General features: G+C 67.1%; 24 protein-coding genes, 1 tRNA gene and 2 pseudogenes. 18 read left to right on the forward strand and 9 right to left on the reverse strand.

Going from position 1 to position 24,322, the window contains the following annotated elements; all coding sequences use genetic code 11:
* Window positions 1-3 precede the first annotated feature (3 nt).
* Window positions 4-1,473, reverse strand: a complete 1,470-nt coding sequence (locus tag P6281_RS26105; protein ID WP_014379125.1) for a rolling circle replication-associated protein — start codon at window positions 1,471-1,473, stop codon at window positions 4-6.
* Window positions 1,474-1,646: 173 nt separating this feature from the next.
* Between P6281_RS26105 and P6281_RS03500 the strand changes: the two genes are divergently transcribed.
* Window positions 1,647-1,714: transfer RNA gene (locus P6281_RS03500), tRNA-Phe, on the forward strand.
* 135 nt (window positions 1,715-1,849) lie between these two features.
* Here the strand turns inward: P6281_RS03500 and P6281_RS03505 are convergent.
* Window positions 1,850-2,689 carry a mycofactocin-coupled SDR family oxidoreductase gene (locus P6281_RS03505; RefSeq protein WP_008253525.1) on the reverse strand — a complete coding sequence of 280 codons (840 nt, stop codon included), beginning with the start codon at window positions 2,687-2,689 and terminating at the stop codon, window positions 1,850-1,852.
* 159 nt (window positions 2,690-2,848) lie between these two features.
* Window positions 2,849-3,403 carry a TetR/AcrR family transcriptional regulator gene (locus P6281_RS03510; protein WP_085976839.1) on the reverse strand — a complete coding sequence of 185 codons (555 nt, stop codon included), beginning with the start codon at window positions 3,401-3,403 and terminating at the stop codon, window positions 2,849-2,851.
* A 186-nt stretch (window positions 3,404-3,589) separates the two neighbouring features.
* On the opposite strand from P6281_RS03510, the gene P6281_RS03515 reads away from it, so the two are divergent.
* Window positions 3,590-3,790: a ferredoxin gene (locus P6281_RS03515; protein WP_008253529.1), complete on the forward strand. Its 201-nt coding sequence runs from the start codon at window positions 3,590-3,592 to the stop codon at window positions 3,788-3,790.
* Window positions 3,791-3,830: 40 nt separating this feature from the next.
* The gene (locus P6281_RS03520) at window positions 3,831-5,111 is read left to right on the forward strand and encodes a cytochrome P450 (RefSeq protein WP_324738613.1); all 1,281 of its coding nucleotides are present in this window, start codon (window positions 3,831-3,833) and stop codon (window positions 5,109-5,111) included.
* Here the strand turns inward: P6281_RS03520 and pdxR are convergent.
* Window positions 5,095-6,480, reverse strand: a complete 1,386-nt coding sequence (pdxR, locus tag P6281_RS03525) for a MocR-like pyridoxine biosynthesis transcription factor PdxR (protein ID WP_014381805.1) — start codon at window positions 6,478-6,480, stop codon at window positions 5,095-5,097. The genes P6281_RS03520 and pdxR overlap by 17 nt on opposite strands.
* 115 nt (window positions 6,481-6,595) lie before the next feature.
* On the opposite strand from pdxR, the gene P6281_RS03530 reads away from it, so the two are divergent.
* From P6281_RS03530 to P6281_RS03540, 3 genes are read left to right on the forward strand one after another with little or no spacing between them, the layout of a single operon-like run.
* The gene (locus P6281_RS03530; protein ID WP_020188701.1) at window positions 6,596-7,483 is read left to right on the forward strand and encodes a class I SAM-dependent methyltransferase; all 888 of its coding nucleotides are present in this window, start codon (window positions 6,596-6,598) and stop codon (window positions 7,481-7,483) included.
* 58 nt (window positions 7,484-7,541) lie between these two features.
* A complete protein-coding gene (locus P6281_RS03535; protein WP_026071469.1) occupies window positions 7,542-8,249 on the forward strand; it encodes a M15 family metallopeptidase in 708 nt (235 codons plus the stop codon).
* A gap of 59 nt (window positions 8,250-8,308) precedes the next feature.
* A complete protein-coding gene (locus P6281_RS03540) occupies window positions 8,309-9,115 on the forward strand; it encodes a methyltransferase domain-containing protein (RefSeq protein ID WP_202284638.1) in 807 nt (268 codons plus the stop codon).
* Between the two features lie 4 nt (window positions 9,116-9,119).
* On the opposite strand, the gene P6281_RS03545 is transcribed toward P6281_RS03540, so the two are convergent.
* On the reverse strand, window positions 9,120-9,944 hold the full coding sequence (locus tag P6281_RS03545; protein ID WP_324738614.1) for an SDR family oxidoreductase: 825 nt from the start codon (window positions 9,942-9,944) through the stop codon (window positions 9,120-9,122).
* Window positions 9,945-10,013: 69 nt separating this feature from the next.
* Between P6281_RS03545 and P6281_RS03550 the strand changes: the two genes are divergently transcribed.
* From P6281_RS03550 to P6281_RS03575, 6 genes and pseudogenes are all read left to right on the forward strand, one after another.
* Window positions 10,014-11,591 carry a methylmalonyl-CoA mutase family protein gene (locus P6281_RS03550; protein ID WP_009954414.1) on the forward strand — a complete coding sequence of 526 codons (1,578 nt, stop codon included), beginning with the start codon at window positions 10,014-10,016 and terminating at the stop codon, window positions 11,589-11,591.
* On the forward strand, window positions 11,592-12,026 hold the full coding sequence (locus P6281_RS03555) for a cobalamin B12-binding domain-containing protein (protein WP_008253559.1): 435 nt from the start codon (window positions 11,592-11,594) through the stop codon (window positions 12,024-12,026).
* Window positions 12,011-12,967 (forward strand): LLM class F420-dependent oxidoreductase, encoded by a 957-nt coding sequence (locus tag P6281_RS03560; protein ID WP_020188702.1) that lies wholly within the window; start codon window positions 12,011-12,013, stop codon window positions 12,965-12,967. The genes P6281_RS03555 and P6281_RS03560 overlap by 16 nt, the downstream gene beginning before the upstream one ends.
* Window positions 12,964-14,007 (forward strand): CaiB/BaiF CoA transferase family protein, encoded by a 1,044-nt coding sequence (locus P6281_RS03565; RefSeq protein ID WP_014383826.1) that lies wholly within the window; start codon window positions 12,964-12,966, stop codon window positions 14,005-14,007. Before P6281_RS03560 ends, P6281_RS03565 begins: the two co-directional genes overlap by 4 nt.
* 140 nt (window positions 14,008-14,147) lie before the next feature.
* Window positions 14,148-14,621 (forward strand): annotated as a pseudogene (locus tag P6281_RS03570) (hypothetical protein); the annotation flags it as partial.
* Window positions 14,622-14,714: 93 nt separating this feature from the next.
* Window positions 14,715-15,139 (forward strand): annotated as a pseudogene (locus tag P6281_RS03575) (nuclear transport factor 2 family protein).
* A gap of 67 nt (window positions 15,140-15,206) precedes the next feature.
* Here P6281_RS03575 and P6281_RS03580 read toward each other — a convergent pair.
* Genes P6281_RS03580 through P6281_RS03590 form a run of 3 tightly spaced genes read right to left on the reverse strand, consistent with a single transcriptional unit; the run spans window position 15,207 to window position 17,177 of the window.
* Window positions 15,207-16,469 carry an amidohydrolase family protein gene (locus P6281_RS03580; protein ID WP_008253565.1) on the reverse strand — a complete coding sequence of 421 codons (1,263 nt, stop codon included), beginning with the start codon at window positions 16,467-16,469 and terminating at the stop codon, window positions 15,207-15,209.
* A 36-nt stretch (window positions 16,470-16,505) separates the two neighbouring features.
* Window positions 16,506-16,820, reverse strand: coding sequence for a DUF4286 family protein (locus tag P6281_RS03585; RefSeq protein ID WP_008253567.1), 315 nt, complete (start codon window positions 16,818-16,820; stop codon window positions 16,506-16,508).
* Window positions 16,821-16,838: 18 nt separating this feature from the next.
* Window positions 16,839-17,177, reverse strand: a complete 339-nt coding sequence (locus P6281_RS03590) for a 2Fe-2S iron-sulfur cluster-binding protein (protein WP_014379137.1) — start codon at window positions 17,175-17,177, stop codon at window positions 16,839-16,841.
* Between the two features lie 125 nt (window positions 17,178-17,302).
* Between P6281_RS03590 and P6281_RS03595 the strand changes: the two genes are divergently transcribed.
* The 4 genes from P6281_RS03595 to P6281_RS03610 all read left to right on the forward strand — a co-directional run bounded on the left by P6281_RS03595 (window position 17,303) and on the right by P6281_RS03610 (window position 21,495).
* Window positions 17,303-18,709: a class I adenylate-forming enzyme family protein gene (locus tag P6281_RS03595; RefSeq protein WP_008253575.1), complete on the forward strand. Its 1,407-nt coding sequence runs from the start codon at window positions 17,303-17,305 to the stop codon at window positions 18,707-18,709.
* The gene (locus tag P6281_RS03600; protein ID WP_008253576.1) at window positions 18,687-19,592 is read left to right on the forward strand and encodes an acyl-CoA dehydrogenase family protein; all 906 of its coding nucleotides are present in this window, start codon (window positions 18,687-18,689) and stop codon (window positions 19,590-19,592) included. Before P6281_RS03595 ends, P6281_RS03600 begins: the two co-directional genes overlap by 23 nt.
* Window positions 19,579-20,661, forward strand: a complete 1,083-nt coding sequence (locus P6281_RS03605) for an acyl-CoA dehydrogenase family protein (protein ID WP_008253577.1) — start codon at window positions 19,579-19,581, stop codon at window positions 20,659-20,661. Before P6281_RS03600 ends, P6281_RS03605 begins: the two co-directional genes overlap by 14 nt.
* A gap of 63 nt (window positions 20,662-20,724) precedes the next feature.
* Window positions 20,725-21,495 (forward strand): enoyl-CoA hydratase/isomerase family protein, encoded by a 771-nt coding sequence (locus P6281_RS03610; RefSeq protein ID WP_008253578.1) that lies wholly within the window; start codon window positions 20,725-20,727, stop codon window positions 21,493-21,495.
* Window positions 21,496-21,516: 21 nt separating this feature from the next.
* On the opposite strand, the gene P6281_RS03615 is transcribed toward P6281_RS03610, so the two are convergent.
* Entirely contained in the window at window positions 21,517-22,383 is an 867-nt protein-coding gene (locus tag P6281_RS03615; RefSeq protein WP_009954402.1) for a proline iminopeptidase-family hydrolase, read from the reverse strand.
* Between the two features lie 159 nt (window positions 22,384-22,542).
* Between P6281_RS03615 and P6281_RS03620 the strand changes: the two genes are divergently transcribed.
* Window positions 22,543-23,061, forward strand: a complete 519-nt coding sequence (locus P6281_RS03620) for a phenolic acid decarboxylase (protein ID WP_008253587.1) — start codon at window positions 22,543-22,545, stop codon at window positions 23,059-23,061.
* A gap of 115 nt (window positions 23,062-23,176) precedes the next feature.
* On the forward strand, window positions 23,177-24,316 hold the full coding sequence (locus P6281_RS03625; protein ID WP_324738615.1) for a thiolase family protein: 1,140 nt from the start codon (window positions 23,177-23,179) through the stop codon (window positions 24,314-24,316).
* The last annotated feature ends 6 nt before the right edge of the window (window positions 24,317-24,322 follow it).

Below are 24,322 nucleotides of genomic sequence, written 5' to 3' on the forward strand. Positions count from 1 at the left end.
GCTTTATCTAGGTGACGCCCCCGACACTGCGGCAGCTAGGTTGGACGCAAAAGCCGGACCGTCATTCACTAGTGCGTATCCGCCCGCGAGGCCTCCTTGGCTGCAGAAGGCTCGTCGTCGGCGCACCCTCCGGAAGGTCACGACGCCCGTGTACTGACCAACGCGGGGGACCAGGCGAGTGGCCGTGCGCGGCACGACGGCGGTGGGGAAGCTGCTGCCGGGATTGCCGTATATCGCTTGGCTACGTGACCAGCGTCGCACGATCCGGCGCGCAGCCAGGTATGCGTCCTGAGCTACCTCTACAACCGCAATGGCCTTCTTGAGTCCGCAGACACCCCAGAATCGGCCGGGTCCGCGCCCAGGTTGCTGCCACAAATTGGGCACGATATGCTGATATTCCTTGTCGCCGTTGATGTTTGGCGATGAGTGTTTGGTGAAGTAGATAGCCAGGCGTTTCGGGTCACACGCACGTAATCCGTTGCGAACATCGATGGCCGTGCCAGCGAGCAAATGGCGCTCGCGCTGCTCGGGATCCGGATGGCCGACGATCTCCGCCCATTCGCGCGAGAGCCAGTCGCGGAATTTGACGCCGGATCGGCCTACCGCATGCGGCGGAGCCATCCAGAGGTGAATGTGCGGAGCGCCGCGGCGTTGAAATTCCAGCTTCCAGATGTAGCGGGCCGGTTCACCCCATTCCCGTTGAAAACGTTTGCGCCACAGCATCATATGCCGCTTTACGCTAGCCCCATCAGGTGCTACAGATTCCCAGTCGCCGGGGTAGGTCAAGGTGACCATTGCAGGGACACGGTCGCACTCCACCAGTGGCGTGTAGTCGAGCTCGGCGAAGGTGCGACACATTGCCGCGCGCGACTTGCGAGACCATTCGGTGATCGCACGGGCTGCCGAGTCGGGAATGTTGCGACCGGCCTCAATGCGATCAACCTCTGCCGTCACATCGAGGCGGTGTCGTTTGACTGCACGCTCAGATGCCTTTTCCGGACGCACCGGGTTGGTCCAGCCGAGTCGGACTACACCGGGGCCGATCGTGATCCGAAATCGGCCGGACTCAGGTTCTACGCCCAGCCGGCCCCGCCCTCGCGCCCACGGCCCCGCCGGTTCAAAGAGTGCTGCCGCCGAGGCCACCAGCTCGGGCCTTGGGAACCGCAGTCCGAGGGCATCTGCCGCCGATAACTGCGCATCAACACCGCCCTCGGCGGCATCGCGGACACTTTTGGCACATATAACAAGCCCGTTGGTCCCAGCCGGAACACGGCCTACGCCGCTCCCGCCGTCCGACCGACCGCTACCGCTCTCGCGCCCTGCGGCCCTGGCGGCCTCGGGCACTCGCGGCCTCCCGGCGTCCGCGGCTCCGTCCGTGTTCCGGCTGGCCGTTCGGCTTGTGTCCGGCCGAAGAGTGGGTCGCTCCGCGGTCGTGCTCGTTGGACGGGCGGTCGACCTCGTGATGCTGGGCATCGCGCATCTGCTCCCCGGGAGCCCTCGGCGCGCATCACTGAGTGAAGGGCGATGAAGGGGTCCCTGTCGGGAGTGCTGTCACCGTGTCCGGTTTGTGTCCGATCGTCGGACGGGCAGCCTGCGTCAGACGCGCTCAGCGCGCCGCATTTGACGCATGAACGACGTTAAACCGCAGGCCAGTGGCCATTCCGTCCGCCTGAAAAGCGGAAGGTCGGCGGTTCGATCCCGCCCCTGGCCACCACGATGGTGATCACCAATCGATCGTTTGACCCGTCGGCTGCATGGACGGTCGCCAAGTGCCAGCAGGCCCCGTGGGCGCTGCTGGCGGGCGGTCGACGACCACGGCGGGCTGGGCCGCCATTGATGGGCGAAGCCCTTACTTGAGCATGCTCCCGGCATCGACGGTGACCGGAAGACCTGTGATGTAACGCGATTCGTCGGAAGCCAGGAACAGCACCGCGTTGCTGATGTCCACCGGCTCGACCCAGCCGACCGGCAGCACGTGCATGAACTGCGCGGCCACCTTGAGGTCATCCGGGCCGGGATTCTTCAGGTCGGGCCGGAACAGCTTCATCGTCCCCTCGTTCATGAACATGGGCGTGTTCACGTTGGTGGGGTGCACCGAGTTCACCCGAATGAAGTGCTCGCCGAGTTCGACGGCGAAGGTGCGCATCAGGCCGACTACGCCGTGCTTGGCGGCGATGTAGTGACCGGTGTGCGGGTAGGCCTTGAGGCCGCCGACCGAGCTGGTCAGAATGATCGAGCCGCCCTGGCCCTGGGAAATCAGGTGCGGCACACCGGCTTTGACGGTTTTCCAGACGCCGGAAAGGTTGACGTCGATCATGTCGCGCCAGTCATCTTCGCTGGTTTTGTCCAAAGTCTGGCCGCCGTTGCCGATTCCGGCGTTGGCGCAGATGATGTCCAACCGGCCCAGCTGCTCGACGCCGCTGTCCACCGCCGCTTTCAGCGCGTCGTAATCGCGAACGTCGACCTCGGCGGTCACGATGCGGCGGTTCAGGCCCTTGATGAGGTCGGCCGTCTCGGCCAGGTCATCGGGCGTCGACGGCGGGATCTCGCTGCTGCTACTGATCGGCGTGCAGATGTCGACCGCGATGATGTCGGCACCTTCCTGCGCCAGGCGCACCGCGTGGCTGCGGCCCTGGCCGCGAGCCGCCCCGGTGATGAACGCGACCTTGCCCTCAACTCTTCCACCCATGACTGCACCTCACCTAGACGTGGCCGACAATTCTTTGTCGATCGATCAGGAAGGTTGGCATCATTCGTGCGCAGTGTCAACAGACGTGTGCCCGACCGCCCGCTCGGTGGCCGGGATGCGGAAACGGTCCTGTCGCCGCTGCGGTGGCGCCGGCCGGTGCTAGCGGCCGGGCGTGGACGCGGCCGCGGGCGCCGTCAGCAGGCTCATCTGGCGTTCGGCGAACGCGCGCAGCTCGTCGTGTCCCTGGGTGACGCCGACGGCGCTCTCGTTGCACAGGCTGCGGGCCACCTGCGCGATCAGCATCGAGATCGCGACCGGGGGATATTCCTCGAGATCGACTCCGTTGGCGCGTAGCACCATGGTGACGGCCGCGGTCTCGATGTCACGAACGCGCTCGGCGTAGGCCTTGAGTTCGGCGCCAATTGCCTTGCGGTGGTTGGCCAATGCCATGAACTCGGCGTTGAGTGCGGTCACCGCCGTGTCGCTGTTCATCGCCCACAGCGCTCGCAGCGGGTCGTCCTCGGATAGCAGGGCGCGCATGCGCGTCAGCGCGGTCTCGGCACCGGCGCGCAGCACCTCGACGAACAGGTCGTCCATCGTGGGGAAGTAGTAATAGACCAGTGCCTGCTTGACGCCGGCCTCGGCGGCGACCCGCCGGGAGGTGGCCGCGGCATAGCCTTCCTCGCGCATGATGCGGGCGGTGGCCTCGATCAGCTTGCTGCGCGCGCCGGCGTCGGGGTTCCGCTTGGGTTGGCGCGCCGCCGCGCGGTTGGGTGCGCCGGCTTTGCTTGACCGGCCCGCGCGATCCGTGGTAGGCATACCGCATCCTAACAATTTGGTCGATCGATCAGTTTGTGGAGCGGCAAACAAGGGATTGGAGGGCCGGTGACGACGGCTCGCATGCATGTGCGGGTGGATCCGCGCCTGTGTGAGGCGCATGCCCTCTGCGTGGAGATTGCCCCCGAGGTTTTCGAGCTGGGTGACGACGTCGCGACCTGCGACGAGCAACCGGCTGAAGCGTTGCGCCACAGCGTGGAGGCGGCCGTGGCCGCCTGTCCGCGCCAGGCCATCAGCGCCGTCGCCGGCGACACATCAGCGTGATGCACTGCGCTTTCCGGTGCCAGGAAAAGGAATTGGACTCATGACCGATCTCGCCAACGTCGACTACTTCACCGACGCCGACGTCGCGCAAGACCCCTATGACTACTGGGATTACCTGCGCAACCAGGGACCGGTGTTCCGCGAACCGCACTACGGGGTCGTGGCCGTCACCGGCTACCAGGAGGTGCAGGCGGCCTTCAAAGACGTCGATTCGTTTTCCGCGGTCAACGCGATCGGTGGTCCGTTCCCGCCGTTGCCGTTCACCCCGGAAGGCGACGACATCAGTGAGCAGATCGAGGCGCATCGCCACGAGTTCCCGATCTTCGAGCACATGGTCGTCATGGACCCGCCCGAGCACGACAAGGCGCGCTCACTACTCGGCCGGCTGCTGACCCCGCGCCGTCTGCAGGAAAACAAGGACTACATCTGGCAATTGGCCGACCGGCAATTCGACGAGTTCATCGCCAACGGCCACTGCGAGTTCCTCAGCGAGTACGCGAAGCCGTTCGCCACCCTGGCGATCGCCGATCTGCTCGGGGTTCCCGACGAGGACCGCCCGGAGATCCGCCGCAATCTCGGGGCCGGCAACGCGCCGGGCGCCCGAGTGGGCGCGCTGGATCACGAACCGGTGGGCAGCAACCCATTGCAGTACCTCGACGACCTGTTCAGCGCCTACATCACCGACCGGCGACGGCGACCCCGCGAAGACGTGCTGACCGGCCTGGCCACCGCCACGTACCCCGACGGCTCGGTCCCGCCGCTGTTGGAGGTCGTCCGGCCGGCGACGTTCCTGTTCGCGGCCGGGCAGGAGACCGTGACCAAACTGCTCAGCTCGGCGGTGCAGGTCCTCGGCGACGACCCCGAGCTGCAAGAGCGGCTGCGTTCAGATCGAAGCTTGATCGGCACGTTCATCGAGGAGGCACTGCGCATGCAGAGCCCCACCAAGGTGGACTTCCGGCTGGCACGGAAGACCACCACCCTGGGCGGGGTGCACATCCCGGCTGGCACCGTCCTCATGCTCTGTCTGGGTGCGGCCAACCGCGATCCGCGAAAGTTCGACAATCCCAACGAGTTCCGGCCCGATCGGAAGAACGTGCGCGAGCACATCGCATTCGGTCGCGGCATTCACACGTGCGCGGGCGCGCCGCTGGCGCGGGTGGAGGGACAGATCACCATCAACCGCCTCCTGGACCGCACGCGCAAATTCAGGATCAGCGAGGCCAAGCACGGATCGCCCAGTGGCCGTCAGTACCACTACGAGCCGACGTTCCTGCTGCGCGGCCTGACGGAGTTGCACATCGACTTCATCCCGGCCGACTGACGCCCGAGACGGCGGACATCAACTCTCCCAAACGGGCCAGGGCGGTGGTGTATTCGTGTTCGGGCGGTGTCCCGTACCCGATGATGATTCCGTCTCTGCGGCGGCCCGTGCCGTGCCAGAACCGGGTCAGCCCGGTGAGGGCGATGTCGCGTCCGCGCGCCGCGCTCAACACCTCGGCCTCCGAAATGCCCTCGGGCAGCGCGACAACGGCGTGCAGGCCGGCCGAGATGCCCAACACCGGCATCCCGGGGGCGCAGCGGCCGAGGGTAACGACGAGGGCGTCGCGGCGGTTGCGGTAACGCCGCCGCATCCGCCGGATGTGCCGGTCGAGCGCTCCGGATTCGATCAACTCCGCGAATGTCAGCTGCGCGAGCACGTCGGTTCCGCGATCGGCGCGGCGCTTGGCTTCGACCACCCCGTCGACCAACGCGGCGGGTAACGCGAGCCAGCCGAGGCGGAGGCCGGGCGCCAGGCTCTTGCTGGCGCTGCCGGCGTAGACGACGTGTTCGGGCGCCAGGCCCTGCAGCGCGCCCACGGGGTGCCGGTCGTAACGAAATTCCCCGTCGTAGTCGTCCTCGATCAGATACGCGCCCCGGGTCGCGGCGATGTGCGCGAACTCGGTGCGCCGGTTGGCGTCGAGCGTCGCCCCGAGCGGAGCCTGGTGTGCCGGGGTGAGCACCGCCGCGGCGACGGCCGTATTGAATCCCTCGGGCCGCGCACCCCCGTGGTCGACGTCGAGGGGCTCGACGGTGAGCCCGCTCGCCGCCACCGTCGCGCGATGGTCGGGCAGGCAGGGATTCTCGAGCGCGATCGACCGGGCTCCGCCGTTGGCCAGCGCCTCGCACACCAGGCGGAGCCCCTGGGTGAACCCGCTGCAGACGACGATGTGCTCGCCGGTGGTGAGCACCCCCCGCACTCGACCCAGGTAGTTGGCCAGCGCCGCGCGCAAGCGTGGTGACCCGCGCGGGTCCGCCGGCCCCAGTTCGGCGTGGGGGGTGGCCTCGAGGACTCGGCGCAACGCGCGTAACCATTCGGCGCGCGGGAACATGCTGAGGTCCGGGCGGCCGAGGCGAAAATCGGCCGCGTAGCGCTGGGTAACCCGCATCGATTCGATCGGTGCCTGAACGTGCGGTCCGCCCGCCACCTGGGTGGCCGCGCCTGGACGGGTCCGGAGGTATCCCTCGGCCGCCAGTTGCGTGTAGACCTCGACGACGGTGCCGCGGGCAAGCCCGAGCTGTGTGGCGAGGGCACGCGAGGACGGCAGCGCCTCGCCCGCGGCGAGGCGTCCACCCCGGATGGCTTGTCGCAGAGCGGCTTCGAGCGCCGCACGCCGGCCCCGACCCGGGGGAAGTTCGAGGTGCAGGTCCACTCCGGTATCGCGACTGGTCCACGAATTCGGCATCGAATTGGACCTTACCGATGGGCCGGTGGGGTGGATAGCGTCAACACCGGGTGTTTGGTGCAAAGGGGAGACGATGGTTGATGTGGGCGCTCGGCGCCTCGATCGCGCGGCGAGTTGGACCGCCGAAGTCAATGCGTTTCAACGCGCTGCGGAAACGCTGCGGCCACCGGGGCGGCGGCTCGTGGAGGACACGTACTCCCGACATTTCGTCAAACACCCCGCATTGCGCGCCATGTTGGTTCATCGGTGCGCCGCCGACGCCGCTCTTCGGATATTTGACCACCTGTGGGGAGGCCTGCACGCCCACATCGCGCTTCGGGTGCGCTACGTCGACGACGCATGTGAGGCTGCGATCGCCGCGGGGATCGGCCAACTCGTGCTGCTGGGCGCGGGCTTCGACACCACCAGCCTTCGCCGCGCGGGGACCCCGGTGACGATCTTCGAGGTCGACGCGCCAACCACTCAAGCGCACAAGCGCCCGGTCGTCGAGCGGCTGTTGGCGCCGCGGCACAGCTGCCGAATCCATTGGGTCGCCTGCGATTTGGAACGGGACGCGCTGCGCGAAGCACTACTGGCCGCCGGCTTCGACCCCAACCAGCCCGCCCTCGTGGTGTGGCTCGGCGTCACTCCCTACCTGACCCGCGGCGCCATCGACGCGACCCTCGCCGACCTCGCCGGCCTCTGCACCCCGGGGAGTCGCCTCGTCCTGGACCACATCGCCGCGGGCGTCGTCACCGCCGACACCCCGTGGAAGAGCGCGGGCCGGATCACCCGGATGGTGGCCCGGCGCGGCGAACCGTATCGCAGCGACTTCACCGAGGCCGACCTGACCGCCACATTGGCAGCGCACGGATTCGAGCTGCGCGACCACGCGACCGTGCCCGCGCTGTTGCGCCGCTACGACCCGTCGCGCGCAAGCCGGCTCGCGGACGACGACTGGCTCGCCGTCGCGACGGCAGAACGCGAATGAGGCGCGCCCCGAGGGCCAGATAACCCGACGCGGACCGATCAACCGGGACAATGGCCCAATGCGTCGCGCAGGGGTGCTCAGGCTGGCCGCTTTCGCACTCATCCTGGGGTGCGGCCAGGCCTGGGGCACCCCTCGCGCCTCGGCGGGCCCCGACGTGCCGCCGGTCAGCGACGCCGCGCGGGCGGCCGGCTTCGTCGACGTCCGCACCGTCGTTCCCGACGCCGTGCTCGATCTGCGCTACGCGACGACCAACAACTTCACCCACACGCAGCTGTATCCGTCCGACGCCAGATGCCTTGTGCACCAATCGATGGCCCCCGGGCTCGCCGCCGCGGCCGGCGCGCTGCGACCGCAGGGCCACCTCCTGGTCTTCTGGGACTGCTATCGGCCGCATGACGTCCAGGTCAAGATGTTCAGCCTGGTCCCCAACCCCGCCTGGGTGGCACGACCTGGCCAATATGCGCGCAGCCATGAGTCGGGACGCTCGGTCGACGTGACGTTCACGACGCCGCAACAGCCCTGCACGTCGGGACTACACGCGGGTGGGCTGTGCCTGGCCGACATGGGCACCGACTTCGACGACTTCACCTCTCGGGCAACGGCGTTCAACACGCAGGGCATCAGCGCCGACGCGACGGCGAATCGAGCCGCGCTGCGCAACGCCATGAACTATGGCGGCCTGAAGGTGTATTCGGGCGAATGGTGGCATTTCGACGGTCCGGGCGCGGGTCTCGACCTCCCGATTCTCAACGTCCCCGTCGACTAGCTGTCTCATATAGCGAGACACATGTTTCATCATGTGGCTCGTCGACGTACGCTGGCGAGATGAACGACCGGGCCAGTTATACGCACGGCCACCACGAGTCGGTGCTGCGCAGCCACCGCCGCCGCGCCGCCGAAGACTCGGCGGCCTACCTGCTGCCCCACCTGAAGCCGGGCCAGTCGGTGCTGGACATCGGCTGCGGTCCCGGCACCATCACCGCTGACCTCGCCGCGCGCGTCGCACCCGGACCCGTCACCGCCGTCGACCAAGTCGCCGACGTCCTGGGCGTGGCCCGCACCGAAGCCCGACAACGCAACCTGTCCAACGTCTCTTTCGGCACCGCCGACGTGCACGACCTCGACTTTGCCGACGGCACATTCGATGTCGTCCACGCCCATCAGGTGCTACAGCACGTCGCCGACCCGGTGCGCGCCCTGCGTGAGATGCGGCGAGTGTGCGCGCCGGGCGGCATCGTGGCGGTCCGCGACGCCGACTATGCGGGGTTCATCTGGTACCCGCAGCTACCCGCCCTCGAGTTGTGGCGCGAGCTCTACCAACGCGTCGCTCGCGCCAACCGGGGCGAGCCGGACGCGGGCCGGCGGCTGCTGTCCTGGGCACAGCAGGCGGGATTCGACGACATCACGCCCACCGGCAGCCTGTGGTGCTACGCCACACCCGAGACGCGCGAATGGTGGGGCGGCATGTGGGCCGAGCGGATCCTTCATTCGACCGTGGCCAGTGACCTGGTGACCCTTGAGCTGGCCACCCCGGCGCAGCTCGAGGAGATCTCCGCCGCCTGGCGAGAATGGGCCGTCGCCGAAGACGGCTGGATCGCCATCCCGCACGGCGAAATCCTCTGCCGTGCTTAGGTATTCAGTCCAGGAATAGGTCCGGGATCGGCTGCTCGCCGCCGCCGTATCGGGACAGATCCGCAACCCCGGCCGATCGCAGCACCTCGGCGTCGATGTGGCACTGGCCCGTGGCTTCCCGGGCGGGTCGAGAGACGATCTCGACGGCGGCGTCGCCCATGATCTCCGGGCTGCGCGACGACGCGGCCAGCCGGTCGCCATCGGCCATGTTGGTGACGGCCGCGGTGGCGATGTAGGTCTCCGGCCACAGGCAGTTCACGCTGATCCCGTCGTCCGCGAACTCGGCCGCCCAGCCCAGCGACAGCAGCGTCATCCCGTACTTGGACAGCGTGTAGGCCGGGTGGGCGCCCAGCCAGCGGGGGTTCATGTTGAGCGGTGGCGAGATGGTCAGCACGTGCGGGTTGGCCGACTTCTGGAGGTGGGGCACGCACGCCTTGGTCAGCAGGAACGTGCCGCGCAGGTTGATCTCCTGCATGAGGTCGTATTTCTTGGCCGACAGCACGGCCGTCGGGTCGGTGGCGATGGCGCTGGCGTTGTTGACGCAGATGTCGATGCCGCCGAACCGCTGCACGGCCGCGTCGACCACGCGCTGCACGTCCTCTTCGCGGCGCACGTCGCCCACGACGGCCAGCGCCTTGCCGCCGGCGGACTCGACGTCGGCCGCCGCGGTGTGCACCGTCCCGGGCAGGCGCGGATGGGGTGTGTCGGTCTTGGCCAGCAGCACCACGTTGGCGCCGTGCCTGGCAGCGGCGATGCCAATCGCGAGTCCGATCCCGCGGCTCCCGCCGGAGATCACCACCGTGCGATCGGTGAGCACGTTGTCAGCCATTCGTCTCCTTTGACCTGGTCAAGCATGTGGTATTGGCATTCTCTTTTTTTGCAAGTACGTTATTCACCGATGGATAATACGGCCCACACTCCCTCCGGCATCCCGCTGCAGCCCGTATATGGGCCGGCGGATAGAGGCGCTGAGCCTCCCCAGCCCGGGGAGTTTCCCTTCACTCGCGGCAACTTCGCGTCGGGCTACCGCGGCAAGCTGTGGACCTTCCGCCAATATTCGGGGTTCGGCACCGCCGAGGAGTCCAATCGTCGGTACCGCTACCTGCTGGATCAGGGCGGGACCGGGTTGTCGGTGGCGCTCGACCTGCCGACGCAGTGCGGATACGACTCCGACGACCCAGAGTTCGGTGAGGAGGTCGGCCGGGTCGGCGTCGCGGTGGATACCCTGGCCGACTTCGAGATCCTCTTCGATGGCATCCCGCTGGACAAGCTCAGCACCAGCATGACCATCAACGGCACGGCGGCGATCCTGCTGGCCTTCTACGTCGCCGCGGCCGAGAAAAAGGGCATCCCGCGCTCGAAGCTCACCGGGACCATCCAGAACGACATCCTCAAGGAGTACGCCTCGCGCGGGACCTGGATCTGGCCGCCGGAGCCGTCTTTGCGGTTGATCGCGGACACCATCGAGTTCTGCGCCGCCGAGGTGCCCAGGTTCAACGCAATCTCGGTCGCCGGTGCGCATTTCCGCGACGCCGGGGCCAACGCCGTGCAGGAGATGGCGTTCACCCTCGCCGACGGCGTCACCTACTGCGACACTGTGGTGGAACGCGGCCGCATGACGATCGACCAGTTCGCGCCGCAGATCTCGTTCTTCTTCTACACCCACGGGGACTTCTTCGAAGAGATCGCCAAATACCGTGCGGGACGGCGGCGTTGGGCGACGATCGTGCGGGAGCGCTACGGGGCGACGAAGGACAAGGCGGCGATGTTCCGCTTCGGCTGCGTCTGCGGCGGGGCGTCGCTGTATGCCCCGCAGGCCCACAACAACATCGTCCGGGTGGCCTACGAAGCCATGGCCGCCGTATTGGGCGGCGTCCAGTCGATGTTCACGGCGGCCTGGGACGAACCATTCGCGCTGCCCACCGAGGAGACCACCACGCTGGCGTTGCGCACCCAGCAGATCCTCGCGCACGAAACCGGCGTGGCCAGTGTGGCCGACCCGCTGGGCGGCTCGTACTTCGTGGAGGCGCTGACCGACGCGACCGAGGAGCGCATCATCGAGATCATGTCCGACCTCGAGCGGCACGGAGGAATGGTCCATGCCATCGAGGACGGTTACCTACAGGGCCTGATCGCCGACGAGGCATTCAAGATCCACCAGGACATCGAGTCCGGCGACCGCCCGGTCGTCGGCGTCAACCGCTTCGTGACCGAGGAACCCGAACACGATGTCGTCACCTATGAGCTCGACGCCGAAGGGCGTGATCTTCAGCTCAAGCGGCTCTCCAAGGTAAAATCCGAAAGGGATTCGGCCGCAGTGAAATCCAGCCTCGCCGCCCTGTCGCGTTCCGCCGAAGGAGACGACAACCTGATGCACAAGTTGATCGACTGTGCCAACGCCTACTGCACGGTCGGGGAGATGGTCTCCGCGCTCAAAGCAGTGTGGGGCGAGTTCCAGCAGCCGGTGGTGTTCTAAGTGGCCGTTCGCGTTCTCGTTGCCAAACCCGGCCTGGACGGACACGACCGCGGCGCCAAGATCGTCGCCCGCACCCTGCGCGACGCCGGATTCGAGGTCATCTACACCGGCATCCGCCAGCGTATCGAGGACATCGCCTCGATCGCGGTGCAGGAAGACGTCGCCGTGGTCGGCCTGAGCATCCTGTCCGGTGCGCACCTGGCGCTCACCGCGCGCACCGTCGAGGCGCTGCGCGCCGCCGACGCCGCCGACATCTCGGTCGTCGTCGGCGGGACCATCCCGCACGCCGACGTCCCCAAACTGCTCTCCGCCGGGGCCGCGGCCGTATTCCCCACCGGGACACCGCTGGACAACCTGGTGCGCGACATCCGCGCGCTGACCGGGACCCCCGAGCCCGCTTCGGAAGAAAAAGAGGAACAGTGCGCGTCGGAGTAATGATCGGTGCCGAGCGTGGCGACATGGCCCGCAAGGTGCACAAGCTGGCCTCCGATATCGAATGGGCCGAATCCGCGGGGCTGGACACCGCGTGGATGCCGCAGGTGCCCAACGACTTCGACTGCCTGACCATGGTGTCGCTGATGGCCGCGCACAGCTCGCGCATCGAACTGGGTACCGCGGTGGTGCCGCTGCAGGCCCAGCATCCGATCGCGCTTGCCCGCCAAGCGCTTTCGACGCACGCGGTGGCAGGCGGACGGCTGGCTCTCGGTGTCGGGCCGTCGCACCACTGGATCATCCGGGACATGCTCGGCCTGCCGTACGAGAAGCCGGCCGCCTACACCCGCGATTACCTGCAGGTGCTCAACGCCGCCGTCGCCGGGCCGGGACCGGTCGACGTCGAGAACGATTCGTTCACCGTGCACAACCCGCTGGCGATCGGGGCCGATGTTCCGATGCCGGTGCTGGTCGCCGCGCTGGGACCGGTGATGCTGCAGCTCGCCGGTGAACTCGCCGACGGCACCGTGTTGTGGATGGCCGACGAGCGCGCGATCGGTGACCACATCGCGCCGAAGATCACCAAGGCCGCCGCCGATGCCGGGCGACCCCCGCCGCGGATCGTCGCGGGCATCCCGGTATGTCTGTGTGCGCCTTCGCAAGTCGAGGAGGCCAAGGAGCGGGCCAACCGCATCCTGGGGGAGGCCGAGGTGTCGCCCAACTACCAGCGCCTGCTCGACCGCGGCGATGCCCGCGACGTCGGCGACCTGTGCGCGGCCGGCGACTCCGAACAGATTCTGGCCAGGATGCGCCGATTCGCTGATGCCGGCGTGACCGATCTCTCGGTGCGGCTGCTGCCCATCGGTGACAGCCGGGACGAGCTGGTCGCGTCCAAGCGTCGTACCCGCGAAATGATCGCCTCGCTCGCCGCGGAATTGCGTTGACTCCCAGCAACACCGGGCCGCTGGCGGGGATCCGCATCCTTGAGGTCGGCACCATGCTGGCCGGCCCGTATGCCACCATGTTGCTCGCCGACCTCGGGGCCGAGGTCACCAAGATCGAGCCCGCCGGCGGCGAGATCTCCCGCAGCGTCGGCGCCACGTACTTCGCCAGCCTCAATCGGAACAAGTCCAGCATCTGCCTGGATTTGAATTCGGATGCGGGACAACAGCGCCTGGGCGACCTGGTCGGCGAATCCCACGCGCTGCTGGTGAACTTGAAGCCGTCGGCCATCCGCCGGTTGGGGCTCACCTACGAGCAGCTGCGAGGGCACAACGAGCGGATCGTCTGCGTGGCGATCACCGGCTTCGGTCTGTACGGCGGCGACGACCCTGCGTTCGACTACGTGGTGCAGGCCGGCGTCGGCACCGCGGCGCTGACCGGTGACCCCGACGGTCCGCCGACGCTGCCCGGCTACTCGTCGGCCGACAACTCCACCGGAATGTCGGCGGCGTTGGGGCTGTTGGCCAAGATCATCTCCGGCACCGGCGGGCAGGTGGACGTGTCGCTGCGCGACGTCATGTTGTCGCAGCTCAACTACCACGCCTCCGCCTACCTCAACAGCGGGGTGGAGCCGCAGCGGCGCCCCCACGGGGCGCACTCGTATTACGTTCCGGCTCAGCTGTTTCCGACCGCGGATGGCTATCTGGCGCTGTTCATCACCCATGACGGGTTCTGGAAGTCGTTCGCCGCGGAGGCAGGCATCGGTGGTTTCGAGACGATGGCCGAGCGGGTCGCCCGCCGCGACGAAGTGCTCGCCGTCGTCACGGCGATGCTGGCGACCGACAGCGCGGCCGGGTGGGAACGCCGGCTGCGCCCGCTCGGGGTTCCGGCCGCGGCCGTCAGGACCCTGCCCGAGGCCCTCGAGGCCACCCCGGAAGTGGTTGTGACAGCGGGTGATTTCCGTCTGGTGGGCAGCCCGATTCACGTCTCCGGCTACGAACCCGAGTACCGTCCACCGCCGGAACTGCCGAGCGTCGAGTAGTTGCGCCAGGATCGGCAATTTCGCGCAACAAGTCGACGTTGGACGCAAAGGCGCTGGCTACGTCTCGCTGGTGAAAGGGGAATTCTCATGGGGCGCATCGGGATCCTGCGACGTTACCTGCGAAAGGCCGGGGTGCGGGCGTGAATGCCTTGCCAACGGTCGAGGATGTCATCGACTCGTACACTGGCCGATCGCACGTGGTGCTGCAATACGGCGCCACCACGAAGCGCCTCGTCGGCCAAGCGAAGAAACCGGGCTTCTCGGCGGACAGTTGGAGACCGCTGGCCGAGCTGGTCGCCGTGGGCGAATTCGAGCGAATCGGTGCGTTCAAAGAGGTGATGAAGTGGCCGGACTATGTCGAATTCCTCACCAATTGGGCGACATCGTCGGAATGGGAGTGTTCTTTCAAGCACATCACCGAGGCCGGCGGCCGCGTGTTTCTCGAACTCGAGGAACGGAGCGAGGTGGGCGAATTCCGTAGCGTGGTCAATTCGCTGACCGTCTATGAGTTCACCGATGATGACCGCATCCGCCACATAGACGTTTATCTCCAGATGACGCCGCCGCGGCCCGAGATGCTCAAAAGTTTTGAGGGAGTGGAACTGCCGCAAGGCTGGTCCGTCCGCCGAACGTCGAGTTATGGCGCCAGAATTGCCGATTTCGCGCAACAAGTCGACGTTGGACGCAAAGGGATATGAGGTGCAACGATGGATCTACAGCGGGTCGTCGACGAACTCGAAATCGCCGCGCTACTCAACAGATACGCCCGCGCCGTTGATGCCAAGGATTGGCAGCTGTACCGCTCGGTCTTCACCGACGACGCGCATATCGACTACTCGTCGGCGGGCGCGGCGGCGGGCCCGCCGACGAGGTGGCCGCATGGCTGGAGCAGGGCTTCGGCGCGATCCCGATGTCGATGCACTACATCACCAACGTGGAAATCCTGGCGCTGCACGGCGATTCCGCGACGGTGCGCGCCATGTTCTACAACCCCATGCAGTTGCCGGGCATGGCGGAGTTGAGCTACTGCGGCGGCTACTACCACCACGAGCTGACGCGCACCGACGACGGTTGGCGCAGCCGCAGCCTGCGCGAGGAGAACGTGTGGTTCGTCAACCCGCCAACGGGCTGACGATGCCCCGAGCGTCGAGTTGTGGCGCAGAAATCGGCGATTTCGCCCAACAAGTCGACGTTCGGCGTCAGGACGTCGCCAGCTGCTTTTCCTGATAGCGCCGCGCCCACTCGGCACGCGACCGGATCGACACATCCACGTCGGTTGCCTTGGCGCGCAGGGCCTTGACGGTCGCCTGCTCGCGGGGCGTGCGGGCGAACGGGTCCCAGCCGAAGAACCGGCAGGCGTTGGCCCAGGTGATCTTGTCGATGTCGGAGTAGTCGGCGCCGGCGGCGTTCAGTTCGGCCAGCACCTGCTCGGGCGCGTCGGGCCAGAAGCAGTCCGAGTGCGGGTAGTCGCACTCCCAGGCGATGATGTCGATGCCGATCTCATGGCGCAGCTTCAGCGACGTCTTGTCGGTGACGTAGCAGGCCAGCGAATGCTCGCGGAAGACGTCGCTGGGCAGCTTGTCGCCGAAGTCGCGGCGTAGCCACTTCTGGTTGGTGTAGTGGCGGTCGCTGCGGTCGAGGTAGAAGGGGATCCAGCCGATACCGCCTTCGGAGAAGGCGAATTTCAGGTCGGGGTAGTTGCGCATCGCCGGGCCCCACAGCAGGTCCTGGGCGCACATCGCCGAGACCTGGGTGGCCAGGATGATCATGTTGTCGATCGGGGCGTCGGGCGCCATGCTGATCGCCCCGAAGCCGGTGCCGATGTGCAGACACATCACCACGTTCTCCTCGGACAACGTGCGAAACACCGGCCCCCAGTAGTCCTCGTCGTGGTAGCTCGGAAGTCCTTCCAGATGCGGCAATTCCGGCATGGTGACCGCTCGGCAGCCCTTCGCGGCGACCCTACGGATCTCGGCGCACATGCCCTCTGGAGTCCAGGTCGGCAGGATCGCGATGGGGATGAACCGGTCCGGGTAGGAGCCGGCCCATTCGTCGATGTGCCAGTCGTTGTAGGCCGACACCATCACTAAGGTGACGTCCTCGCGCGTCATGTTGAGGTGCCGGGCCGAAAAGCCGGTGAACGTCGGGAAGCACATCGACGCGAGGATGCCGTTGCGGTTCATGTCACGGACGCGCTCGTGGACGTCGTAGACGCCCGGACGCATCTCGGCGAAGCCGGCGGGGTCGCGGCCCCACTCCTCGGCAGGCCACGACACCACGGCGTTGAGTCCGCTCACGCCCTGTGGCCGGCCCTGGTACATCCACTGGTCGACGCCCTTGTCATCGGTCACGACGATCGGTGCCTCGTCCCGGTACTTGGCGGGCACGTGGCGCAGGAACATGTCCGGCGGTTCGACCACGTGGTCGTCAATGCTCACCAGGATCAGGTCATCGGCCTTCATCAATGGGCTCCTCATGTGTGCGCGACGCGAGCTCGGTCAGCCGCTGCACTCGGTGGTGGTTTCGAGCAGTCGTGGAATCGGCGGCGGGTCCAGCTGCAGGGCGTCGGACATGTGCAGCTGCGGCCCGTTGGCGATCATGTTGTCCAGGATTGCCTGCAGATCGTCGCCTTCGATCTCGTAGATGGCCATGTAGGGGCCGTCGCCGTCGACGGGTCGCAGTCGACGTGCCGAGACGAATCCGTCCAGCGCCACCAGCTCACCCAGGTGCACCTCGTCGTACCAGGTGTTGTACTCGTCTTCCCGGTCGGGCGAGCTGGGCCGACTTTCCACGAGGATGATGCCCTTGGCCATCGCAATCTCTCCTGGCTGCTACTCGTAGCGCACCGTGATCGAGTCCGTATCCGGAACGCCCTGGCACGTCAGAATGTAGCCCTCTTCGACCTCGTCGGGTTCGAGAGCGTCGTTGACCCGCATGGTGGCGTGCCCCTCTTCGAGCTTGGCCATGCACGTCCCGCAGTTGCCGGCCTCGCAACTGAATGGCGGCTCCAGCCCGGCGCGCCGCGCGGTCTCCAGGAGCGTCTCGCCCGGCACCCTGGGCACCGAGACCTTTTTGCGGTCGAGATGAATCGTCACGGTTCCGGCGCCGGAGCCGTTTGTGGCCGGATCTGTCACCCGTGGGGTCTCCTCGATGATCCGGGTGACCGTCACGTAGACCGCCCCCTTCCGTACTTGCATTCTTCAGTATAGAGAATACTATTCTCACGAAGCGATAGCATCTTCTCAAGACTTGTATGGATGTCGGGTCAGCCCGGTCTGTCAGGGAAGGACGGGACGTGACCGAGCCGGCGGCGCTCGTGTTCGAGGAACGGCGATTCAGCGCGCCCGAACTCCACGCGTTGGCCGACGGATGGGCCGCGGCCCTGGCGAAAGACGGCGTCACAGCAGGTCAGCGGGTCGCGGTCATGGCGTCCAACCGGCCGGAGTTCCTCGCCGTGGTGCTCGCGATCTGGCGGCTGGCCGCCACGGCCGTCCTCATCAGCCCGGCCTGGAAACGCGACGAGGTCGACCACGCGCTCGCGCTGACGGGTCCCGCGCACGCCGTCGGCGACCACCCCGTGCTGGCCGGCCTGATGCCGATGCTGCACCTGGACGAGCCCGTCCCACCGGCCGACCTGGCCACCGGTCCTGCGCCGCCGGCTGAGGCCGACGCGGCGCTGGTGTTCAGCTCCGGCACCACCGGCCTGCCCAAGGCCGTCCGCCACACCCACGCCTCGCTGGACGAGGCCGTGCGGCACTGGCGCCACGCGCTGCAACTGACGCACCATGACCGGATCCAAGTTGCCACGCCACCGTCACACATCCTCGGGCTGCTGAACCTGCTGACCGCGTGGGAGACGGGCGCCTGCGTGCGGCTGCACCGCCGGTTCGACATCGACCGGGTGCTGCACCACATCGAAAGTGACCGCATCACAGTGGAAATGGCGGTCGCACCCATCGCGCTCGCCATCGCCTCGCACCCTGGCCTGGAATCCTATGACCTGTCGTCGCTGCGCTACATCATGTGGGGAGCCACACCGGTCAACGCCAACGTCGCGCAGACCGTGACCCGGCGCACCGGCGTGAGCTGGCTTCCGGCCTACGGGACCACGGAATTGCCTGTCATCGCCTGTAATCCGATCGAGGACGCGCGACTCGACACCGTCGGTCGCGCGGTACCCGGTGTGGACCTGCGGGTCGTCTCGCTGGAGACGGGCGAGCCGGTCGGCCCCGGTGAGGTCGGTGAGATTCAGGCCCGGTCGGCGTCGCTCATGGCCGGCTACCTGCCGGCCGAAGCGACCGGCGAGGCGATCCGGGATGGCTGGTATCGGACCGGAGACGTCGGGTGGCTGGATACCGGCGGCTGGCTGCGGATCTCCGACCGCCTCAAGGAGATGATCAAAGTCCGCGGCTTCCAGGTCGCCCCCGCCGAGATCGAGGCGGTGTTGCACGGTCATCCGGCGGTGAAAGACTGTGCGGTGTTCGGGATTCCCGACGGAACCAACGGCGAGGCGATCGTCGCCGCGGTCGCGACGTCCGCGCCCGTCGACGCGTCCCAGCTGACCGCCCTGGTGGACGAGAAGTTGGCGTCCTATAAACATCTGGGCCGAGTGGTGTTTGTGCCTGAAATTCCCCGCCTGCCCTCGGGCAAGGTGCTGCGCCGAGTGCTGAAGGAGCGCCATGGATGTACGTCTGACAACTGAACAACAGCAATTGCGCGACGCCGCCGCCAAGCTGGCCGACGATCTGGGACCGGCAACGGTCCAGGATCTCGACGACCAGAACCGAATCACGCGCCTGGACAAGCAGATCGAGTCCACGGGCTGGCGCTCGTTGCGCTCCGATGGGGCCTCGGGCGTCGAAGTGGCCATCGTGGCAGAGGAATTGGGGCGTCGTCTGGTTGACACGCCGTTTCTCGGCCCGGTGCTTGCCGACGATCTCGGCCGTCACATCGGGGAAGACGCCTCGGGGACAACGGTCGCGGTCGACGATCGGGTGATCGACGCTCGCGGCGCGCGGCGTGCGTTAGCGCTCTCGGGCGGCGCGGTCTCGGCCGTCGATGTGCAGGCGTTGACCGATGGCGTCGACCTCACGCGGGCCGAGGCGACGATCGTGGGTTCGCCGGTGGCGCTGGGCGAGGTGTCCCCTGAGGTTGCCGAGCAGTGGCGGGCACTGGCTCTGGTCACGACGACGGCGGACCTGGTCGGCGTCGCGCGCGGCGCGCACGCCGTCGCCTGCGACTACGCCAAGATCCGCGAACAATACGGCAAGCAGATCGGGTCGTACCAAGCCATCGCGCATCTGCTGGCCGAAAGCCTTGCGCTGATTGAAGGTTCGGTCAGCGTGTTGCGCCACGCCGCGTGGGCCGTCGACGAGTTGGCACCCGCCGAAGCCATTCGGGCCGCCCAGATCGCCAAGGTCTATTGCGCGCGCGCCACCCGAACCGTCTGTGAGACGGCCATTCAGGTGCACGGCGGCATCGGCAACACCTGGGAATGCGTGGCGCACGTCTACCTGCGCCGCGCCCTGACCTCGACCGAGCTGTGGCCGGTCGCGTTGAAGGAGATCGATCTTGGACTTTCGTGACTCACCCGACGAGGCCGCCTTCCGAGAGCGGCTGCGCACCTGGCTTTCCGCGCACGCCAAGGAGTTCTCCGGCACCGGGGACGAGTATTGGGCGCGCATGGCCGACTGGCATCGCGCCCTGTACGACAACGGCTTTTTCGGCCTGTCCTGGCCCCGCGAGTGGGGCGGGCAGGACCTGGCGCCGGTCTACGACGTCATCGTCGACGAGGAGCTGGTGCGTGCGGGCGCACCGCCGCGGCCCAGCGTCGGCTATCTGGTGTACGGCATCGGCGAGCACGCCAACGACGAGGTGCGCAAGCGCTTCCTGCCCGGCATCATCAACGGCAGCGAGCGGTGGTGCCAGGGCTTCAGCGAGCCGGGCGCCGGTTCGGATCTGGCCTCGCTGACCACCACCGCCCGCCTCGAGGGCGACAAGTACGTGGTGAACGGGCACAAGATCTGGACCAGCTATTCCGACGTGGCCGACTGGTGCCTGCTGCTCGCGCGCACCGATCCCGCGGCCAAGCGTCACCGCGGCCTGTCGGCGTTCGTCCTGGAGATGAAACAGCCTGGCGTGCAACAGCGCCCGCTGCAGATGATCAACGGCGTGACCAACGAATTCGGCCAGGTGTTCTTCGACGATGCCACGGTCCCGGCGGACCGGATGGTCGGTGCTCCCGGGGACGGCTGGGCGGTGGCCATGACCGTCGTCGGGCACGAACGCGAGCCCTCCACACTGGGATACGCCGCCCGCTACGGCAAGCTCGTCCGAGAGTTGTTGTCGCGGAACGACGGTGATGTGCCCGAGGAGCTGGCGTGGGCCGCGGTCCAGTCGGACATGCTGACCCATCACGTGCGGCGGCGGTTGTCCGAACAGCTCGACGGGGTTTCGCACGGCTCGGAAGGCTCGCTGGACAAGCTGCTGATGACCTGGGTGGAACAATCCGTCGGGCACGCCGCCCTGGCCGTCGCGGGCACGCGTGATCCCGATCTGCTCAGCGCCTACCTGTACAGCCGGGCGCAGAGCGTCATGGGCGGGACATCACAAATACAGAAGAACATCATCGCCTCACGAATCTTGGGATTGTAGGAGTGATCGCGAACGCGGGCGAAGCCCGGGTGAAGCGGGTCACGATCATCGAAGGAGTCTGACGTGTACGACATGCCTACCGAAATCGATGTCCAGGCCGACGGCGCGCTGCGCATCATCACCCTCAACCGGCCGGAGTCGCTCAACTCGGTCAACGACAACCTGCACGTCGGGCTCGCGCGGCTGTGGCAGCGGTTGACCGACGACCCCACCGCCCGCGCCGCGGTCATCACCGGCGCCGGCAGGGCATTCTCGGCCGGCGGCGATTTCACCTACCTGGAAGAGCTGGCGAACGACGCCGAGCTGCGCGCGAAAACCATCCGGGACGGGCGCGAGATCGTGCTGGGCATGGCACGGTGCCGAATTCCCGTGGTGGCGGCCGTCAATGGCCCCGCCGTCGGGCTGGGCTGCAGCCTGGTCGCGCTCAGCGACATCGTGTACATCGCCGAGGACGCCTATCTGGCCGACCCGCACGTGCAGGTGGGCCTGGTGGCCGCCGACGGCGGCCCGCTGACCTGGCCGCTGCACATCAGCCTGCTGCTGGCCAAGGAGTTCGCGCTGACCGGAACCCGCATCAAGGCGCCGCGCGCCGTCGAACTCGGACTGGCCAACCACGTGGTGGCCGACCCGGTCTCGGAGGCGATCGCCTGTGCGAAAAAGATTCTGGAACTGCCCCAGCAGGCGGTGGAGAGCACCAAGCGGGTGCTCAACATCCACCTGGAGCGCGCCGTGCTGGCCAGCCTGGACTACGCGCTGTCGGCCGAGAGCCAGTCCTTTGTCACCGAGGACTTCCGGGCCAACGTCGCGAAATTCAACGCGGCCAAGAAAAACTGAGGCTGTCGGCCCGCGGTGGCCTCAGGCGTCGTGGCGGTGCAGGAAGTCACGCATCACCGCGTCGAACTTGTCCGGCTCTTCGATGAACGGCATGTGGGCGCTGGACTCGAACAGCTCGAACCGGGAGCCCGCTATGCGCTGGTGCATCGCAAACATGTGTTCCGGCACGCATTCGTCGTAGCGGCCCGCGAGCAGCATTGTGGGCGAGGAGATTTCGGGCAGGCGCTCGAACACGTCCCAATCCCGGATCGTCCCGACGATGTGAAAATCGCTGGGGCCGAACATCGTCTCGAAGATTTCCGCACCCATGCCTCTGAACGCGTCCTCGAGCTCACGTGGCCAGGGTCGCACCCGGCACAGGTAGGTTTCGTTCCAGGTGCGTATCGCGGCCTGGTATTCGGGCGCATAGGTGGTGCCGGCGGCTTCATGCCGGTCGATGGCCGCCTGGGTGGCCGGATCCAGCTCGGACTTCAAGCGCGCCACCATCTTCGCGAACTCCGGAATGGACGCGATGCTGTTCGAGATGGTGAGGCTGGCGACGCCCGAGGGGGTCGCGTCGAGCATGTATTGCTGGGCCAACATCCCACCCCAGGAATTGCCGAAAAGATGGAAACGATCCAGCCCCAGGGCCCGCACCACGGCGTCCACCTCGGCCACCGAGCGATCCATCGTCCAAAGCTTGTGGTTTGGCGGGCATTTGGATTTCCCGCAACCCAGCTGATCCCAGAAGATGACTTCGCGCTGCGTGGCCAAGCGCCCCAGCGACCGCAGGTAGCCGTGCGGTAGGCCGGGGCCGCCGTGTATGACGAGCAGCGGCAGACCCGTGCCGCCTCCGGTCCGTTCGAACCACACTTCGCCGCCCGGGACCGCGATCCTTCCCTCAGCCATTTATCCACCATCGCAGACCTGCGCGCTTTCCGCAGGGCCACCGCTCACGCCGGCGGGCGCATCGGTGTAAGCCTGCTGTGCTGTATGAGCGGCGCGGCGTCCCTGGCAGGATCATCACCGTGGCAGCCAGTACGGCCGAGACCCACAGGAGGAACGGCAATGACCAGCGTCGCAAACCCGATTCCACCGCAAGACTTTTCGGGAATCGTCGGGCACCGCTTTATCTACACCTACGCCAACGGATGGCAGTACGAGATGTACGTCAAGAACGCCACCACAATCGACTACCGCATTCACTCCGGGCATGTCGGTGGCCGCTGGGTCAAGGGCCAGGAGGTCAACCTCGTCCAGCTCGACGACGACAGTTTCAAGATCTCCTGGACCGAACCCACCGGAACCTGTGTGGCGGTCAACGTTCTGCCGTCCAAGCGGCGCATCCACGGCGTCATCTTCTTCCCCCAGTGGATCCGCGTGCACGGCGAGCGCACTGTCTGTTACCAGAATGAACACCTTGATGAGATGCGGGCCTACCGAGATCAAGGCCCGACCTACCCGATCTACGAAGTCCCCGAATTCGCCTACATCACCCTGTTCGAATACGTCGGAACCGACGACGAGAGCGTCATCGACACCGGCCCCGACCGCCTCCCGCCGGGATGGTCCGACCGCACCAACTGATCGGCCTTCGGCCGCTTGTTGCAACGCGTACTCTCGTGTTGAGAGAATAGTATTCTCGTGATTGCGCGGGTGGCTTTCACCGCCGCGCACCCACCGGCCGAACTGGAGAAGACCCGTGCCTGAAGCCGTCATCGTGTCCGCCCTGCGCACCCCCATCGGCACGGCCCGCAAGGGGACCCTGCGCGACACCAGCGCGTTCGATCTGGCGCACCACGTCGTCACCGAAGCGGCAGCGGATCTCGACCCGGCGCAGGTCGACGACGTGATCCTGGGCGAAGGCCTCTACGGCGGCGGTGTGCTGGCGCGCCACGCGGCCCTCACCGTGGGCCTGACCCAGGTGCCCGGCTTGGCCAACAATCGCCACTGCGCGGCGGGCCAGGCGGCCGTGCAGAGCGCGGCGGCGAGCGTGCGCGCGGGAATGGACCAACTCGTCATCGCCGGCGGCGTGAACTCGGCATCCACGTCGCCGCGGTCCCGGATGCAGGTGGACGGCGACTGGGTCGACTGGTTCCCGCCGACCCACCCGGACCGCCCCGACGCGCCCAACATGGACATGTCGATCACCGTCGGCTGGAACGCCGCCGTCAAGGCCGGCGTGACCCGCGAGGAGATGGACGCCTGGGCGCTGCGCTCGCACCGCAACGCCATCGCCGCCATCGACGAAGGCCGCTTCAAAGAGGAGATCGTCCCCATCGACACCCCACACGGGTTGTTCTCGGTCGACGAACACCCGCGACGCGACACCAGCATGGAGAAGCTGGCCGCGCTCAAGCCGCTGCACCCCGAAATCGAGGGCTTTTCCATCACCGCGGGCAACGCCTGCGGCGCCAACGACGGAGCCGCGGCGTTGACGATCGCCAGCGACCGACTCGGGCTGCCGGCGCTGGCCACCATCCGGTCCTGGGCGTCGGTCGGCGTCGACCCGGCGATCACCGGTTTGGCGCCGGTCGAGGCGATCCCGAAAGCTCTTGGCCGCGCTGGCCTTTCGGTCGCAGACGTGAACCTGTTTGAAATCAACGAGGCCTTCGCGGCGATGTGCGTGGCCACCATCAAGCTCCTCGACCTTGACCCCGAAAAGGTCAACGTCAGCGGCAGTGGCTGCTCGCTGGGGCATCCCGTCGCGGCGACCGGAGCCCGGATGCTCGTCACACTGGTGCACGAATTGCGCCGCCGCGGCGGCGGGATCGGCGTCGCGGCGATGTGCGCCGGCGGCGGGATGGGCTCGGCGACGGTGATCGAGGTCGCGGCTCCATAATGCGTA

The sequence above is a fragment of the Mycobacterium sp. 5-140-3-2 genome (assembly GCF_035666375.1).
GTDB classification, from domain to species: domain Bacteria; phylum Actinomycetota; class Actinomycetes; order Mycobacteriales; family Mycobacteriaceae; genus Mycobacterium; species Mycobacterium intracellulare.